This window comes from Peribacillus phoenicis, assembly GCF_047238085.1.
Lineage (GTDB): Bacteria > Bacillota > Bacilli > Bacillales > DSM-1321 > Peribacillus.
Genome location: NZ_JBDFMF010000001.1, coordinates 1,260,217 through 1,276,476 on the forward strand (window position 1 = coordinate 1,260,217; position 16,260 = coordinate 1,276,476).

General features: G+C 40.4%; 17 protein-coding genes. 11 read left to right on the top strand and 6 right to left on the bottom strand.

Annotated features, from left to right (window positions below):
• The first annotated feature begins 2 nt into the window (after positions 1-2).
• From ABC374_RS06095 to trpA, 3 genes are read left to right on the top strand one after another with little or no spacing between them, the layout of a single operon-like run.
• On the top strand, positions 3-617 hold the full coding sequence (locus ABC374_RS06095; RefSeq protein ID WP_413016497.1) for a phosphoribosylanthranilate isomerase: 615 nt from the start codon (positions 3-5) through the stop codon (positions 615-617).
• 4 nt (positions 618-621) lie between these two features.
• Positions 622-1,827 (top strand): tryptophan synthase subunit beta, encoded by a 1,206-nt coding sequence (gene trpB / locus ABC374_RS06100; RefSeq protein WP_413016498.1) that lies wholly within the window; start codon positions 622-624, stop codon positions 1,825-1,827.
• Entirely contained in the window at positions 1,820-2,599 is a 780-nt protein-coding gene (gene trpA / locus ABC374_RS06105; RefSeq protein ID WP_413016500.1) for a tryptophan synthase subunit alpha, read from the top strand. The genes trpB and trpA overlap by 8 nt, the downstream gene beginning before the upstream one ends.
• A gap of 280 nt (positions 2,600-2,879) precedes the next feature.
• Here trpA and ABC374_RS06110 read toward each other — a convergent pair whose 3' ends face one another.
• Positions 2,880-3,500: a YktB family protein gene (locus ABC374_RS06110; protein WP_413016502.1), complete on the bottom strand. Its 621-nt coding sequence runs from the start codon at positions 3,498-3,500 to the stop codon at positions 2,880-2,882.
• Positions 3,501-3,694: 194 nt separating this feature from the next.
• Here ABC374_RS06110 and ABC374_RS06115 point away from each other — a divergent pair, with 194 nt between their 5' ends.
• Together ABC374_RS06115 and ABC374_RS06120 are read left to right on the top strand one after the other, a co-directional pair.
• Positions 3,695-3,892, top strand: a complete 198-nt coding sequence (locus ABC374_RS06115) for a hypothetical protein (protein ID WP_034314018.1) — start codon at positions 3,695-3,697, stop codon at positions 3,890-3,892.
• A 413-nt stretch (positions 3,893-4,305) separates the two neighbouring features.
• Positions 4,306-5,109 (top strand): inositol monophosphatase family protein, encoded by an 804-nt coding sequence (locus ABC374_RS06120; RefSeq protein WP_350301922.1) that lies wholly within the window; start codon positions 4,306-4,308, stop codon positions 5,107-5,109.
• 111 nt (positions 5,110-5,220) lie between these two features.
• Here ABC374_RS06120 and ABC374_RS06125 read toward each other — a convergent pair whose 3' ends face one another.
• Positions 5,221-5,403 (bottom strand): YlaF family protein, encoded by a 183-nt coding sequence (locus tag ABC374_RS06125; protein WP_034314013.1) that lies wholly within the window; start codon positions 5,401-5,403, stop codon positions 5,221-5,223.
• Between the two features lie 124 nt (positions 5,404-5,527).
• On the opposite strand from ABC374_RS06125, the gene typA reads away from it, so the two are divergent.
• From typA to ABC374_RS06140, 3 genes are read left to right on the top strand one after another with little or no spacing between them, the layout of a single operon-like run.
• Complete coding sequence (typA, locus tag ABC374_RS06130; protein ID WP_048684521.1) at positions 5,528-7,375, top strand: translational GTPase TypA; 1,848 nt, start codon at positions 5,528-5,530, stop codon at positions 7,373-7,375.
• Positions 7,376-7,397: 22 nt separating this feature from the next.
• The gene (locus ABC374_RS06135) at positions 7,398-7,706 is read left to right on the top strand and encodes a YlaH-like family protein (RefSeq protein ID WP_034314008.1); all 309 of its coding nucleotides are present in this window, start codon (positions 7,398-7,400) and stop codon (positions 7,704-7,706) included.
• Between the two features lie 4 nt (positions 7,707-7,710).
• Positions 7,711-7,995 (top strand): hypothetical protein, encoded by a 285-nt coding sequence (locus ABC374_RS06140; protein ID WP_101224732.1) that lies wholly within the window; start codon positions 7,711-7,713, stop codon positions 7,993-7,995.
• 36 nt (positions 7,996-8,031) lie between these two features.
• Here ABC374_RS06140 and ABC374_RS06145 read toward each other — a convergent pair whose 3' ends face one another.
• The 3 genes from ABC374_RS06145 to ABC374_RS06155 all read right to left on the bottom strand — a co-directional run bounded on the left by ABC374_RS06145 (position 8,032) and on the right by ABC374_RS06155 (position 9,406).
• Positions 8,032-8,394, bottom strand: coding sequence for a hypothetical protein (locus ABC374_RS06145; protein ID WP_413016505.1), 363 nt, complete (start codon positions 8,392-8,394; stop codon positions 8,032-8,034).
• Between the two features lie 52 nt (positions 8,395-8,446).
• On the bottom strand, positions 8,447-8,647 hold the full coding sequence (locus ABC374_RS06150; protein ID WP_072272690.1) for a YlaI family protein: 201 nt from the start codon (positions 8,645-8,647) through the stop codon (positions 8,447-8,449).
• Between the two features lie 159 nt (positions 8,648-8,806).
• The gene (locus tag ABC374_RS06155; RefSeq protein WP_350301924.1) at positions 8,807-9,406 is read right to left on the bottom strand and encodes a YhcN/YlaJ family sporulation lipoprotein; all 600 of its coding nucleotides are present in this window, start codon (positions 9,404-9,406) and stop codon (positions 8,807-8,809) included.
• 267 nt (positions 9,407-9,673) lie between these two features.
• On the opposite strand from ABC374_RS06155, the gene ABC374_RS06160 reads away from it, so the two are divergent.
• Positions 9,674-11,005: a PhoH family protein gene (locus ABC374_RS06160; protein ID WP_413016507.1), complete on the top strand. Its 1,332-nt coding sequence runs from the start codon at positions 9,674-9,676 to the stop codon at positions 11,003-11,005.
• 64 nt (positions 11,006-11,069) lie between these two features.
• On the opposite strand, the gene ABC374_RS06165 is transcribed toward ABC374_RS06160, so the two are convergent.
• Positions 11,070-11,573 (bottom strand): peptidyl-prolyl cis-trans isomerase, encoded by a 504-nt coding sequence (locus ABC374_RS06165; protein WP_413016509.1) that lies wholly within the window; start codon positions 11,571-11,573, stop codon positions 11,070-11,072.
• Between the two features lie 221 nt (positions 11,574-11,794).
• Here ABC374_RS06165 and ABC374_RS06170 point away from each other — a divergent pair, with 221 nt between their 5' ends.
• Positions 11,795-12,076 carry an Fpa/YlaN family protein gene (locus ABC374_RS06170; protein ID WP_034313996.1) on the top strand — a complete coding sequence of 94 codons (282 nt, stop codon included), beginning with the start codon at positions 11,795-11,797 and terminating at the stop codon, positions 12,074-12,076.
• A gap of 571 nt (positions 12,077-12,647) precedes the next feature.
• Positions 12,648-16,085 (top strand): pyruvate carboxylase, encoded by a 3,438-nt coding sequence (gene pyc, locus ABC374_RS06175; protein ID WP_350301926.1) that lies wholly within the window; start codon positions 12,648-12,650, stop codon positions 16,083-16,085.
• The last annotated feature ends 175 nt before the right edge of the window (positions 16,086-16,260 follow it).

Genomic DNA, 16,260 nt, shown 5'->3' on the forward strand with positions numbered 1-16,260 from the left:
ATATGTTAGTGAAAATCTGTGGGATAAAGACATTGGCAGCCGCCCAGACTGCTGTTGAATCAGGGGCAGACTTCATTGGTTTCATCTTTGCCGAGAGCAGCAGGAAGGTTGAGCCGGAGATAGTGGGAGAATTCGGAGCAAATCTAGCTGGACATGTTAAAAAAGTCGGAGTGTTTGCCAATCAAACTGAACAAGAAGTGATAAAAAGTGCTGAAATTGCAGGATTGGATTATATTCAGCTTCATGGTAACGAGTCTGCCAGCTTCGCCCGCAGAATGCCCTTACCGGTGATCAAGGCCTTTGCGGTCCATACAGAGAAAGACCTTGAAAACCTTCATGAATACCCAGCAGATTATCTATTAGTTGATCTTCCTAAGAGTTCATCTGGAAAGGGATTGACATTGGATTGGGAAATGATCCGAAAAGCGGAACTGCCACTGGGGAAGGTGATTCTAGCGGGTGGGCTGACTCCGGAAAATGTCGGAAAAGCGATTGATGCCGTTTCACCGTTCGCAGTTGACGTAGCCAGTGGTGTTGAAACAAACGGATTAAAAGATGCTGCAAAAATAAAAGCATTTATTAATGAGGCAAAATATACAGCCGGAAAAGAGGAATGAATAGATGAACACTTATACACAGCCTGATAAAACTGGACATTTTGGAGCATATGGAGGCCGTTTCGTTCCGGAAACTTTAATGGCGGCGATTACGGAGCTTGAAGAAGTATATGAACAATCTAAAAATGATCCTGAATTCCAAAGTCAGCTAAGCTATTACCTGAAACAATATATCGGTCGGGAAACACCACTTTATTTTGCGGAGAACTTAACGAAACTGGCTGGTGGTGCAAATATTTACCTGAAGCGCGAAGACTTGAATCATACCGGGGCCCACAAAATAAATAATACGATCGGTCAGGCTTTGCTGACTCAGAAAATGGGCAAGAAAAAGGTGATTGCCGAAACGGGTGCAGGACAGCATGGGGTAGCAACGGCGACTGTGTGTGCATTGCTGAAGCTGGAATGCATCATCTTTATGGGAGAAGAAGATATCAGGAGACAGAAATTAAATGTATTCAGGATGGAGCTTTTGGGAGCCAAGGTCATATCTGTATCACAAGGAAGCGGGACACTGAAGGATGCAGTGAATGAGGCGTTACGATATTGGGTGGCGAATGTGGATGACACCCATTATATAATGGGATCGGTTCTTGGACCGCATCCATTCCCCGTTATAGTTCGTGATTTTCAAAGCGTGATAGGCATTGAAACAAAGCGTCAATATTCGGAGGAGGTTCATTCCCTACCTGATGCAGTAGTCGCTTGCATTGGCGGAGGAAGTAATGCAATGGGAATGTTTTATCCCTTTATTGAGGATGAAACGGTAAAATTATACGGAGTGGAAGCGGCAGGGCGTGGACTTGAAACGCCATTGCATGCATCAAGTTTGACGAAGGGGAAACCTGGGGTGCTCCACGGGGCATTCATGTACGTATTGCAGAACGAGGACGGTCAGATCCAGGAGGCACATTCAATTTCAGCAGGGCTGGATTATCCAGGGGTAGGACCTGAACATAGTTACTTAAAAGATACAAATCGGGTGGAATATACTTCGGTAACCGATGCTGAAGCATTGGAAGCTCTAGCGTTGCTTTCAAGGGAGGAAGGGATCATCCCTGCTTTAGAAAGTTCACATGCGATTTCCTATGGTTTAAAGCTTGCTAAAGAAATGGAGAAAGGAACAGGACTGGTGATTTGCCTGTCCGGCCGTGGTGATAAGGATGTTGAAACGGTCCAATCGTTGATGGGGGGTAGTGAACATGAATAAATTAACAAACGCGCTTCAAGAATGTCAAACAAAACAGGAAAAAGCATTCATCCCATATATTATGGCAGGCGATGGAGGTCTTGAACGGTTAAAGAGCCAACTTCTTTTCCTTGAAAACAGCGGAGCGACTGCTGTTGAACTAGGTATCCCATTCTCTGACCCCGTCGCAGATGGACCGGTTATCCAACAAGCCGGCATCCGTTCTTTGGAAAATGGAACAACTTTAAAAGATGTCTTGAAAAAAGTAATGGAAATCAAAAACGATGTGAACATCCCAATTATTTTAATGGGATATACGAATTCAATCCTGGCATATGGACTTAAAGAGTTTACGAATGACTGTCTACAAGCAGGGATTTCCGGGTGCATCATCCCTGATTTACCAATTGAAGAAGAAGCCATCTTTTCATCAATCAAAACTGCAGGAATCGTTCTTATCCGACTTGTGACACTCACGTCATCGGAAGAGCGTATCACTGAGATTACCGCAGGGGCTGAGGGCTTTATCTACGCAGTTACAGTCAAAGGCATTACAGGTGCCCGTGACGCCTTCGGGGAAGAACTTGGAGGCTATCTAAAGAAGGTAAAAGAGATAAGCCCGGTTCCCGTTCTTGCTGGGTTCGGCATATCGACGCCAGATCATGTCCGTGATGCAATGCAATACTGCGATGGTGTCATAGTCGGCAGCAAGATCATCGATTGCTTCGAGACAGGTAAGGAAGATCAAATTAGTGACTTGATACAAGCAAGTAAAGGGGTAGTGCAAAAATAGGAATGGAGAGACTCCCGGGCTGCCCTCAGTTTGTAGGCAAAAGGATTTTAAAACAAAGTTGATTGGGGGAGTTCGAGATTCCCGCAGGCGCAAGAGCGCCAAGGGCGGACCGCCCGCGGAAAGCAAGTGTCTGTAGGCAACGGTCAAATTTTAAAAACCTAAAAAAAACTGTAGTCAAACTCTATAATGATCGAGTTTGTCTACAGTCCGAGGAGAGCCTTAAGGCTCTCCTTTTATCTAAACCAGTTTTTTGTTGGATCCGAATACAAATCAAATGTGTTTAATTTAATTGATATAAGGGTAAAAGATGTTCAAACGCATCTTGAATGGTTTGAATGAAATCATCATCTTTTAACTTAATGGCGTCATCACGGGAAATTTTTATACCGCATAGAATTTCGGCTTTCTTTACCGTTTGCAAACGAGTGAACATTGAATTCAAATCATCTACTTCAAGACCTTCATGAGGGATGACATCAGGTTTTGTATGGTCCATTGACCACACATAATGTGAGGGAATGCTATTCACCAATCGGTCTGCCTGCTGCTCCAGATGCTTTCCGATTTCCGTTTTATTAGGGGCTTCATAAATGACGGCATACCAGATGAACATATGCGTTTCCCATAATCCGATTTGGAAATGCGGCATCATTTTATAGCCTCTGCTGTTGGCAGCGAAAGCAACCCATGTATCATTAGGAGGATTCACTGTCCGTCTAGCATGCTTTGCAACGTGAGGGTACATTTCATCGCCGGTCATAACTGACAGTTTTTGAGAAAAGTGCTCTCCTAGGGCTTGTAATTTGGGCTGGATCCGTTCTTTTAAAGCATCCATGCGCGATTCCAATCCATCAATTTTAAAAACGTCAAAATCACTTGCTGTAAAACTTGCTATAGTCATTTTCATCTCTCCTACCGTAATATCTGCACATATTGTAGCATAAGTAAAAGTAAAATTTAAAAAATACGATTTGGGTTGGCGATATAAAATTACTTATAGGTTAAAGCACAAATTAGTTGCTATTTGTTGTAGGAAATCATATGATAATATAAATTCAGAAAATTACGTTAATTGATGAAGGGAGAATGTTAATTATGAAACAAGTCATGAACCAAGCATTAAAAGCTAAAGAAGTTGAAAGACATAGAGCTGCAGTGTTGAGAATGGAAATGGACTATGAATTAGCAACCCTTTTTGAAGCAATTGGTGAAGAGAATGACCAAAAGAGGTCACAATGCAAGCAAAGGCTTGAACGCATCCGCTTGGAATTGTTAAAACTGAAAGCCTTGTAAATATTGGCTGCAGAGATCTTGAAGGAGAATGAATAAAGGAAATGAATCAATTTCAATACAAGGAATTTTATTATAGATGAACGGACACTTTATTTTATTAAAAAATAATGTGTCCGTTTTTCATTAAATGTCCAATATATATAAGGTGGTATTTTGTTTTAGTTCGGTTCGGTTCCAATTAATAAGGAAGCGAGACGTTAAGGCAAAGTGGTCTGATAAGTATTCGTGCGGGCTAACTCATGATTGCGATACCGATTAATGGATGGATGGTCAAGGAACCTTCTTTCTTCATATGTTTTAAAAAATGGAAAATTTAAGATGTTAAAAACTTGAAGGCAAGCTATATTTGCTTTAATCTTTAGAAGTGGATCATTTTAATGTAGTTTCTGATCATAAAGGACGGGGATATTATAATGGCATCGGTCAAGGAAATGGATACATATGCGAAGTTATGGATGAAAGAAGCGGGTACTAGGCTAAGGGCGTCCTTTAAAACCAAGTTGAATATTGAAATGAAAACGAATCCGAATGATTTGGTCACTAATATGGATAAGGGGATAGAAAAGTTTTTTTGCGAAAAAATCGGCGAAGTCTTTCCTGAACATCGCATTTTTGGCGAAGAGGGAATGGGCCATGATATTAAAGACTTAAAAGGTACGGTGTGGATAATCGATCCAATTGATGGAACTTTGAATTTCATTCATCAACAGAGGAATTTTGCAATTTCTCTTGGGGTTTATGTGGATGGCATTGGAAAGATTGGCATGGTTTATGATGTCTTCAGTGATGAATTATATCATGCGGTCAAGGGGCAGGGAGCATTTCTGAATGATCAAAGGCTTCCATCGCTTGAAGAGGCATCAGTAAGCAAAGCGATCATTTCCATTAATGCTAGCTGGGTAACGGAAAACCGGAGGATTGACCCGAGTCTTCTGGCACCGCTGGTTCGGGATGCAAGAGGGACACGTTCTTATGGCTCGGCAGCATTGGAGCTGGCATTCGTGGCAGCTGGAAGGATTGATGCATACATAACCATGAGACTCATGCCTTGGGACTTTGCCGGGGGAGTTTTACTGGTTGAGGAAGTGGGCGGGGAAGTTAGTAATATTAAAGGTGACAAATTGAATTATTTGAAAGGAGACTCACTTTTCGTATCTAAACCTGGGCTTCACGAAGAAGTATTCGATAAATACTTATCAGGAAACACCAGCCGTTAGCATCAAGGGCCTTATTGCGTGCAAGATAAATATCTTGCATGGATGGAATCAAATACCCATTTTGAAATAATTAACAAAAAAAACTCGCTGTCTGTCAGCGAGTTTTTTATATTATAACTTCCCGGCTTCGCGTAATTTCTTCTTCTGGGTGAAACCGAACCCCATGATTCCGCAAAGAATAACGATTGCAGCCAATATTCCAATCAAGCTTTTTTCAGCAATGAAGATGCCAATGGAGCCAATGCTGGATGTTGCCAATACCGCTAATATTAAGAAATTCCATTTAATGTTCATTAATATCACCCCTAATATATCTATTGTACATAATTTCTGTATTTGTTTCTAGTATGTTTGTGATATAATATGTAAGTTAATACTAGTGATACGTTATACACAAACTTTTTTAGGAGTGAATTTTTTGAAATTAAGAGAAAATATTCGTAATATAGCCATCATTGCCCACGTTGACCATGGTAAAACAACGTTAGTGGATCAGTTGCTTAAGCAATCTGGTACTTTCCGTGAAAATGAACATGTGGAAGAACGTGCGATGGATTCTAATGCGATTGAAAAAGAACGCGGAATTACGATTCTTGCGAAAAATACAGCAGTTCAATACCAAGATACAAGGATCAATATTTTGGATACACCTGGTCATGCCGACTTTGGTGGTGAAGTGGAACGGATCATGAAAATGGTTGATGGCGTTCTTCTTGTTGTTGATGCATATGAAGGCTGTATGCCGCAAACTCGCTTCGTGTTGAAAAAAGCATTGGAACAAAAGATCACGCCAATCGTTGTCGTGAACAAAATCGATAAAGATTCTGCACGTCCAAATGAAGTGGTCGATGAAGTAATTGACTTATTCATCGAACTAGGAGCTGAAGAAGAACAATTAGACTTCCCGGTTGTCTTCACTTCAGGTATTGCTGGTACTGCAAGCTTGGATTCAGATCCTGCTAAACAAGAAGAAGACATGACCCCACTTTTCGAAACAATCGTTGAAACGATCCCTGCACCAATTGATAACTCAGATGAACCGCTTCAATTCCAAGTGGCTTTACTTGACTATAATGATTATGTAGGACGTATTGGCGTTGGCCGTGTATTCCGCGGTAAAATGCATGTAGGTCAACAGGTTTCATTAATGAAACTTGATGGGAAGGTTAAACAATTCCGTGTAACGAAAATCTTTGGTTATATTGGCTTGAAGAAAGTTGAAATCCAAGAAGCCGTTGCCGGTGATTTAATTGCCGTTTCTGGTATGGAGGATATTAACGTAGGGGAAACAGTTTGTCCGACTGAACACCCTGAAGCTCTACCTATCCTGCGTATTGACGAGCCAACATTACAAATGACTTTCCTTGTAAATAACAGCCCATTCGCAGGCCGTGAAGGTAAATTCGTTACAGCTCGTAAAATTGAAGAGCGTTTGAGAAACCAATTGCAGACTGATGTCAGCTTAAGAGTCGAAAATACTGATTCTCCGGATGTCTGGATTGTTTCAGGTCGTGGGGAGCTTCACCTTTCCATCCTGATTGAAAACATGAGACGTGAAGGTTATGAACTGCAAGTTTCTAAACCGGAAGTTATCGTTCGTTTGATTGATGGTGTCCGTTGTGAGCCGGTTGAACGTGTACAAATCGACGTACCTGAGGAGCACACTGGTTCGATCATGGAATCAATGGGAGCCCGTAAAGGTGAATTATTGGATATGATCAACAGCGGAAGCGGTCAAGTTCGTTTACTGTTCACGATCCCAGCTCGCGGACTTATTGGCTATTCAACTGAGTTCTTAACGATTACACGCGGATATGGTATCATGAACCATTCATTTGACAGCTACCAACCAATGGCACAAGGTCAAGTCGGCGGAAGACGTCAAGGTGTACTTGTATCCATGGAATCAGGAAAAACTACACAATATGGTATTATGCAAGTTGAAGACCGCGGTGTTATTTTCGTTGAGCCAGGTACGGATATTTACGAAGGCATGATCGTCGGGGAACATAACCGTGATAGCGATTTGACAGTTAATATCGTTAAAGCGAAACAAATGACAAATATGCGTTCAGCAAATAAAGACCAAACTTCTTCCATGAAAAAACCAAGAATCATGTCCCTTGAAGAAGCTCTGGAATATTTGAACGATGACGAGTACTGTGAAGTAACTCCGGATTCAATCCGTCTTCGTAAAAAAATTCTAGATAAAAACGAGCGTGAAAGAGCAGCTAAAAGAAAAAAAGTTGCTGTTGAAGAAAAATAAATAGCAAGAGGAGGAGAAAAGATTGGATATCCAAGAGCGATTATCATTTTTTGCAGCATTGTACAGAGTGGATGAAAACCCTGAAGCAGGAATGTGGTATTTATATTTGACGGTCTTTGGATTATGCATCCTTGTCTATCAGTTAGGTTTTGCCAAAAAGTTACCATTGCTAAAAAATGTGGTCATTTATGTGGTAATGGCACTTGGATGTACCCTTCTTTCTTTCTTTGCGGTGTTTCTTCCTATGGGGGAAGCATTAGTCATCGCTTCGCTTGTTCTGGGGATCTATAGGATCCGTCTTCATAATTCGAGAAAAGAAGAACAGGCTTAAGATGATGAAATCATTACAGGATGCTTTATACAATTGGTTGACGATCAAAGTTGTCTGTGATGCAAGGCCTGATGATACAGCTGCACGCGATACAGAAATGTTTTTCATGCAGATGCTGAAAGACGATCATCAGGTGATAATCGATTCGGTTACAAAAACAGAACCATTTTATTTCGTCGAGTACCTTTTGGGAGACGAAATGAAAAAGCAACGTTATCCGATTGAATTGATTGATATCATGTTAGACCAAATTCAGTTAGAGCCAGAAAAGTATAAAAATATCGAGTAATGAAAAAAGAACCGTGCGATTACGCACGGTTCTTTTTTATATTGCTTTAGGGAGGAAAAGTCCGTAAAAAAGATGTAAGATTGTCCACAAAAAGAAAGCTGTCAAATCAGAAGGAAGGACAACTTCTGTTTTCGACAGCGCCGATAGCGGGAAGTAAAGCATGATGGCGGGAATGATCGTGATAAAAGCAAGTGCGTATTTGTTCCATTTCCTGAAAATTTTCAAAGGAAGAAGAATATAAGCGTAAATAAACGTAATGGCAAGTGAAAAAAGGAGATGGAAAAAGAACAATGATGCCTCACTCCAGGAAACGGCTCCAATTAGAGGAAGGAAATCAACATTCAATAAAAGCTTATACACTTGCTTGCCGGAAAACATTTCTACCCACTTCATTATCAATCCAAGCAGAACTCCATTGATGAGACCAATGAGGCAAACTTTATAAAATATTCTACCATTCATCTTCATTTTTGATTGTCCGGTACAGACGGAAGTTTCCGGTTGCAATCCGTTCGTTCGTACGCTCTTCTATGCGTTGGTTACATGTATTGCACATATAGGTATGTATAGGACGGTTTCGAAGTTTCTTTGCTTCTGGGCTATCGTCAGGTATAGATTCAATTTGATCGCATATTACACATTTAACCTTCATATTAGTTGAACCTCACTTCAATTCGAATATGCTTTTAAGTATACCAATATTTTTATGGTAAAACGAGGATAAAGTGAACTGACATTTGAAAGTTAATGTTACTTGGTGCATGGCGGGTATAGACAAAAAACCCGAAGATTCACTTCGGGTCAGGAAAATTCATTCTTTAAAGTGATTGGATTGATCATTTTGCTCTTTATCGAGTTCTTTTCTTTCCGTTTCATCATCAAGTTTATTTTTTTCCTTTTCAATGTTCTTGGACGGCGTTGGGGTTAAAATATCACCAGGAACCTCAGGAATGACTCGGCTTGTGATGTCAGCCAGTTCATTCAGTATCCCGGTAACCGGTTTGCCGTCTTTAATGTCTCTGGCCACCTCCCTGATCCGCTCATTTATATCCGGGTCAGCGACGATGAGGGCATTTGCGCCTTCAGGATCATGTTTTAAAGTTTCTCCAACAGAGTACTTTATCGTTCCAACCTGTGAACGCTCAATATCTTGGTCAATATCTATTCCGACGATGGCATATTTGCCAAGTACGACTGCGGTGGCATCGTTCACCTCCGGAATGGATTTAGCCAAACCGGTGAGTCTTTCCGCTGTTTGCTGGCCTGTATTTCTGTCTGCTTCCTTAATGGTCGTATTATTGACCTTCGTTATATTGTTTTTCGCATTATTTTCAGACACTTCGTTATTATTATCCATTGTGCAACCTGACATCAACAGAACCGCAGCGAGCGACAATATGATTTTTTGCAATGTAAAACCTCCTTAATGCTCTTTATTTTGTTCCAGCCTGTCCATCACTACCAAGTCTGATGCATATAAGTATAAAATGCAGTGAAACATGGTGTAATCAATGTTGGGGATTGCATTCTTTGCTGGAAGTTTTCTTTATAGTCTGTAAATGTTCTTCTATCTTTATGCAAAGGAACATATATTTTATCAACAGTCTCGTCCGCTACATAAATGCTGAGTGTAGTAAATGGTAAGGCATATCCTATAGAGCAGGCAGGAGGCATCATATTGGGGAAAAAAATCTATGTTTTAGATACGAATGTCCTGTTGCAGGATCCGTATTCGATTTATTCATTCGAAGATAATGAAGTTGTCATTCCAGCAGTCGTATTAGAAGAATTGGATTCGAAAAAAAGGTACATGGATGAAATCGGAAGGAATGCCAGGCAAGTATCGAAATTGATCGATGGCTTTCGGGAAAAAGGGAAGCTTCATCAGAGCATTCCGCTTCATAATGGAGGCAGCATAAGGATTGAACTCAACCACCGTTCATTTCATAAGCTTCAGGAAATTTTTGTGGAGAAAACGAATGATAACAGGATATTGGCAGTCGCGAAAAATTTATCTTTGGAAGAAGAGACGAAGGAAGCTGGAAAAACGGTCATTTTGGTTAGTAAAGATACTCTCGTCAGGGTTAAGGCTGATGCGATCGGTTTTGAGGCAGAGGACTTTTTAAATGACCGTGTCGTAGAACTGGACCATATTTACGCTGGGCACAAAGAAGTGTTTGTATCGATTGATAATCTGAATAAGTTTTATGAAAAAAGTTTTCTGGCACTGGAAGAACTGACAAAAGATTCATATTATCCAAATCAATTCCTGTTGATGAAGGACACGCTGGGCAGTTCAGCTTCTGCGATAGGGATTGTGGATGAGAATTGCAGGTTCGTTAAGAAATTGATGTATGAAGGGGAACATATTTGGGGAATTAAACCGAGAAATGTCCAGCAGACGATGGCCTTAGATTTGTTGCTTCGTTCGGATATCAAGCTTGTGACGCTCATTGGTAAGGCTGGGACAGGTAAGACTTTATTGGCATTGGCAACAGGATTGATGCAAACTGAAGATTTGTCACAATATAAGAAACTTTTGGTTGCCAGGCCCATTGTTCCGGTTGGTAAAGATATTGGTTATCTGCCAGGGGAAAAAGAAGAAAAATTAAGACCATGGATGCAGCCTATTTTTGATAATCTCGAATTTTTGTTCAATACGAAAAAACCTGGTGAATTGGATGCCATTTTAGCAGGAATGAGTTCGATCGAAGTGGAGGCCCTCACCTATATCAGGGGAAGGAGCATCCCGGATCAGTTCATTATCATCGATGAAGCGCAGAACTTAACGAAACATGAGGTCAAGACCATTTTGACAAGGGTCGGGGAGCGAAGCAAAATTGTATTAATGGGAGATCCGGAGCAAATAGATCATCCGTATTTAGATGAATATAATAATGGTTTGACATATGTGGTGGAAAAATTCAAGACCGAGCGTATTGCAGGCCATGTTAAATTGATAAAAGGGGAAAGATCTGGATTGGCCCAGCTGGCAGCTACGCTTTTATAATGCAATCGGCAAGGGATATCCCTTGCCGATTGCTCTAAAGTTTTTGGTGAGAATGGACTAAGTCTTATTTAACAGTGAAAGACCGTACATTTTTTATCGGATCATTGATGTTGGAAGCGTCTCCGAAATAAATTTCCAAAGGACCGCCCTCGGATATTTTAAGCGGCTTTCCTTTCTTGGAAAAGCCCAGGAAAAATTCAAGTGCCGTTTCCAACGGGAATGTAAGCTCCTCATCATCGGTTGTAACGATGACTTCAGTTACCCCATTTTCAGGTTCGGCATTTTTTAAAAAAGGTTCAAAAGGGATGCCGAAAGTCCCTTCCAGCAATCTTTGCTTCTCGAACTTTCGTTCCGTTTTTAATGTGGGTGGCATTATTGCGCCTTCCTGTATTTCTTTTTGCCAATGTTTGGAGGCGGCAATCGTATATTCTTCTAATTCATTGACTTGGACTCTTTCAGCGTGGAAATATGTATTTATTTCAACTTTACGGTCATCAAAAATCCATACTCCGGGATCTAGCGTAATTGGATATTTCACTTTTCCATTTATAAATACGATGGGTTCCAAATATCTCATTCCTTTCTGTTGCTCTTTAATGATTATAATCAATTATAATTGAAATGTCACATCTTCACGATGGTGAACAATTTCCATGGCTAGGTATATTCATTTGAGAGGTGATCGTGATATCTCAATGGCAAATTGTTTGTCAATGTCCTTGCTTTTTCACAAAACTAAAGGTAGAATTTAGAGATAAGATTTAATCGCTCTGAGCGGGGGGATTTAACATGGCATCTGATATGCTTGTCAATCATCGAGAAAAAGCTTATGCTTTATTAAAAGCAGATGCTGACAAGATTCTAAAACTGATAAAAGTTCAAATGGAAAATCTCACTATGCCTCAATGTCCTTTATATGAAGAGGTCCTTGATACACAGATGTTCGGTCTATCAAGAGAAATTGATTTTGCCGTACGCTTAGGTTTGGTAGAGGAAACCGAGGGTAAATCCCTGTTGGAAACCCTTGAACAGGAATTGTCAGTTTTGCATGAAGCATCATTAAAAAAATAATAGATAAAACATACTAACTCAAACAAATCTCGATGATTGTTTGAGTTTTTTATTTATGTACATAATTAATTAATAGTGTTATACTATATTCAATAGTGACATACTAATTGAACTACTGAAGTTCAATTTGAGTTTTTGTATTATTTTGAATTTTTATTTTGATATTGGCAATTTATGGTCCTGTTCCTTTGCTGCGGCATTGGAGTCTTGGTGGGAAATCAGATTTAATTCCTTGTTTTTATATACGAATATATGCAATTTTTTATTTTTTTATTGTATTCAGTTAATTTTAGTATTATTGTTATATTAATTGAATGTTAAATCAAATTGATAATATATTATTATAGCTAAATTTTCATTTGCTAGTGGTATAGGGCTCTTTTTTATCTTTATAGAAAGTAAAAAACGAAAATATAAAATATATCGAAATAATTACATCAGCGATAAAATGAGCTTCATCAGATTGGACTCCTTATTTGGGAAATCAATTCATGAATAAAAAGTGGTGGAAATCTTTCACGCTTTTTTTCTATATATTCAATAAAAATACATATTGATTAGGGTGGTAGCAATGGGGAAACGTATAGAAAAAGTACTTGCGGCAAATCGTGGGGAAATAGCGATAAGGATTTTTCGTGCATGTACGGAATTAGACATTCACACAGTTGCAATCTATTCAAAGGAAGATTATGGTTCTTATCACAGATATAAAGCGGATGAGGCATATTTGGTCGGGGAAGGCAAAAAGCCGATTGATGCATACCTGGATATTGAAGGCATAATTGCGATTGCCAAAATGAGCGGAGTTGATGCGATTCATCCCGGTTATGGTTTCCTTTCAGAAAATATTGAATTTGCAAAACGTTGTGAGGAAGAGGGCATAATCTTCATCGGACCAGAATCAAGACACCTAGATATGTTTGGTGACAAAGTAAAAGCCAGAACACAAGCTGAACTGGCTGATATTCCGGTTATCCCTGGTACCGATGGACCGGTGACCAGTGTTGAAGAAGTCAAGGAATTTGGTGAACAATACGGTTTTCCAATTATTATAAAAGCCTCTTTAGGCGGCGGCGGACGCGGAATGCGGATTGTCGAAAAAATCGAAGAAGTTGAAGAGGCTTATGATCGCGCAAAATCAGAAGCTAAAGCAGCTTTTGGTAATGATGAAGTCTATGTAGAGAGATTCATACAAAATCCGAAGCATATCGAAGTTCAGATTTTGGCTGATACTCATGGGAATATCGTCCATTTATATGAACGTGACTGTTCCGTTCAGAGACGGCATCAAAAAGTTGTGGAAGTGGCACCTTCCGTTTCCCTTACCGAAGATTTAAGGGAAAGGATTTGTGAGGCAGCCGTCAAGTTGGCGAAAAATATTGATTATGTAAACGCTGGTACGGTCGAGTTCCTTGTCGCAAATGGCGAATTTTACTTTATTGAAGTCAATCCACGGGTACAGGTTGAGCATACCATTACTGAAATGATTACGGGCATTGATATTGTTCAATCTCAAATCATGGTAGCTGAAGGCCATGAACTCCATGGCAAAAAGATCGGGATTCCCGAACAAGCAGGAATTAAAACTCATGGATATGCGATTCAATCAAGGGTGACGACTGAGGACCCATTGAATAATTTCATGCCCGACACCGGGAAAATGATGGTTTACCGTTCTGGTGGGGGATTCGGTGTTCGTCTGGACGCAGGGAATGGGTTCCAAGGTGCGGTCATCACACCATACTATGATTCCCTTCTCGTTAAACTTTCGACTCATGCGCTTTCATTTGAGCAGGCAGCTTCCAAAATGGTTCGTAACCTTAAGGAATTCAGGATTCGTGGTATTAAAACAAATATCCCCTTCCTTGAAAATGTTGTAAAACATGAAAAATTCATAAATGGGGAATATGATACATCATTCATTGATACAACACCTGAATTATTTAGCTTCCCAATCAGAAAAGACCGTGGGACAAAAATGCTTTCATATATCGGAAATGTGACCGTGAATGGATTCCCGGGAGTCGAGAAAAAGAAAAAGCCGGTTTTTGATCCAGCTCCAATTCCGAATGTTGGTGGTCTGCCGCTTATCTCTGGTACAAAAAATATACTTGAAGAGCAAGGTGCAGAGGGACTTGTCAAATGGATCAAAGAACAGAAAGAGGTATTGATCACCGATACGACTTTCCGTGATGCACATCAATCATTACTGGCGACGAGAATCAGGTCGAAAGATATCCTTGATATCGCTGAGCCTACAGCAAAACTCCTTCCTGATTTATTTTCAATGGAAATGTGGGGCGGGGCAACTTTCGATGTCGCATATCGCTTCTTGAAAGAAGATCCATGGGACAGGCTGTTAAGTTTCAGGAAAAAAGCTCCGAATGTCCTTTTGCAAATGCTTTTAAGGGCTTCAAATGCAGTTGGTTATAAAAATTACCCTGATAATGTCATTCGTGAATTCGTAGAGAAATCAGCGGATGCAGGCATTGATGTTTTCCGTATCTTCGATAGTTTAAACTGGGTTAAAGGAATGGAATTGGCTATTGATGCAGTCCGTCAATCCGGCAAAATTGCGGAAGCTGCCATTTGTTATACAGGGGATTTGAATGATCCATCACGCAGCAAGTATAATATCGAATACTATAAAAATATGGCGGTGGAATTAGAACAAGCCGGTGCCCATATTTTAGCGATCAAGGATATGGCCGGCCTCTTGAAACCTGAAGCTGCTTACCGCCTTGTATCGGAACTGAAAGAATCGACATCCCTTCCGATCCATCTGCATACTCATGATACAAGCGGAAATGGAATTTACATGTATTCTAAAGCGATCGAAGCTGGTGTGGATATCGTTGATACGGCGATTGGTTCTTTAGCTGGACTGACTTCGCAGCCAAGTGTACAAACACTTCATTATGCATTGGAGGGGTCAAGCAGACAGCCTAAATTGGAAGTCGATTCACTAGAGCGTTTAGGAGAATACTGGGGAGAGGTCAGGAAATTCTATCATGACTTCGAAAGCGGCATGAATGCACCTCATACCGAGGTTTACAAACATGAGATGCCGGGCGGTCAATATAGTAATCTGCAGCAGCAAGCCAAAGCAGTGGGGCTGGGAGACCGCTGGCATGAAGTGAAAGAGATGTACCAGCGCGTCAATGTAATGTTCGGCGATATCGTTAAAGTAACTCCTTCATCCAAAGTTGTTGGGGATATGGCTTTATTCATGGTACAAAATAACCTGTCTGAAGAAGATGTTCTGACAAAAGGCAAATCCATCGATTTCCCTGATTCGGTCATAGAGTTATTCGAAGGCTATCTAGGTCAGCCAGTTGGGGGATTCCCTAAAGAGCTTCAGGAAGTTATCCTGAAAGGGAAGAAACCTATAACAGTAAGACCGGGTGAATTATTGGAAGAAGTGGACTTTGCAGCACTTAAAGAAGAATTATTCAAGGAATTGGGACGGGCAGTCACTGATTTCGATGTGCTTGCATATGCCCTATATCCAAAAGTATTCCTGGACTACAATAAAACGATTGAACTGTTTGGAGATGTTTCCAACCTCGATACCGCAACTTTCTTATATGGCATGAGGCTAGGGGAAGAAATCGAAGTTGAAATTGAAAAGGGTAAAACGCTCATCGTAAAATTGGTTTCAATCGGTCAGCCATTGGCTGATGGAACAAGGGTCGTTTATTTTGAGTTGAATGGTCAATCGCGTGAAGTGATCATCAAGGATGAAAACATTAAATCATCCGTTATATCAAAAATGAAAGCAGACCCAAAAAATAAAGAACAACTCGGTGCGACAATGCCAGGTACGGTTATTCGTGTAGTGGTCGAGAAAGGCGATCAGGTCAAGCAGGGTGATCACCTAATCATTACGGAAGCGATGAAAATGGAAACTACCGTTCAAGCACCATTCTCCGGGACCATTAAAGATATTTATGTAAAAGATGGAGAAGCGATCAGTACTGGAGACTTATTGATTGAAATAACTAAGTAATCTAGCTGACTGTGACCTTGTAAACGATTTGGGGTATATAGGGTATGCTTGAGGTTTCAAGCTGCTCTGTACCCTCTTTTTAGGCAATGTACGGTCATCTTGAGACAAAACAAAAACCACCATTCCCGGGAATGGTGGTTTTTGTTTTGTCCTTTTATATTATTGATTGAACAAT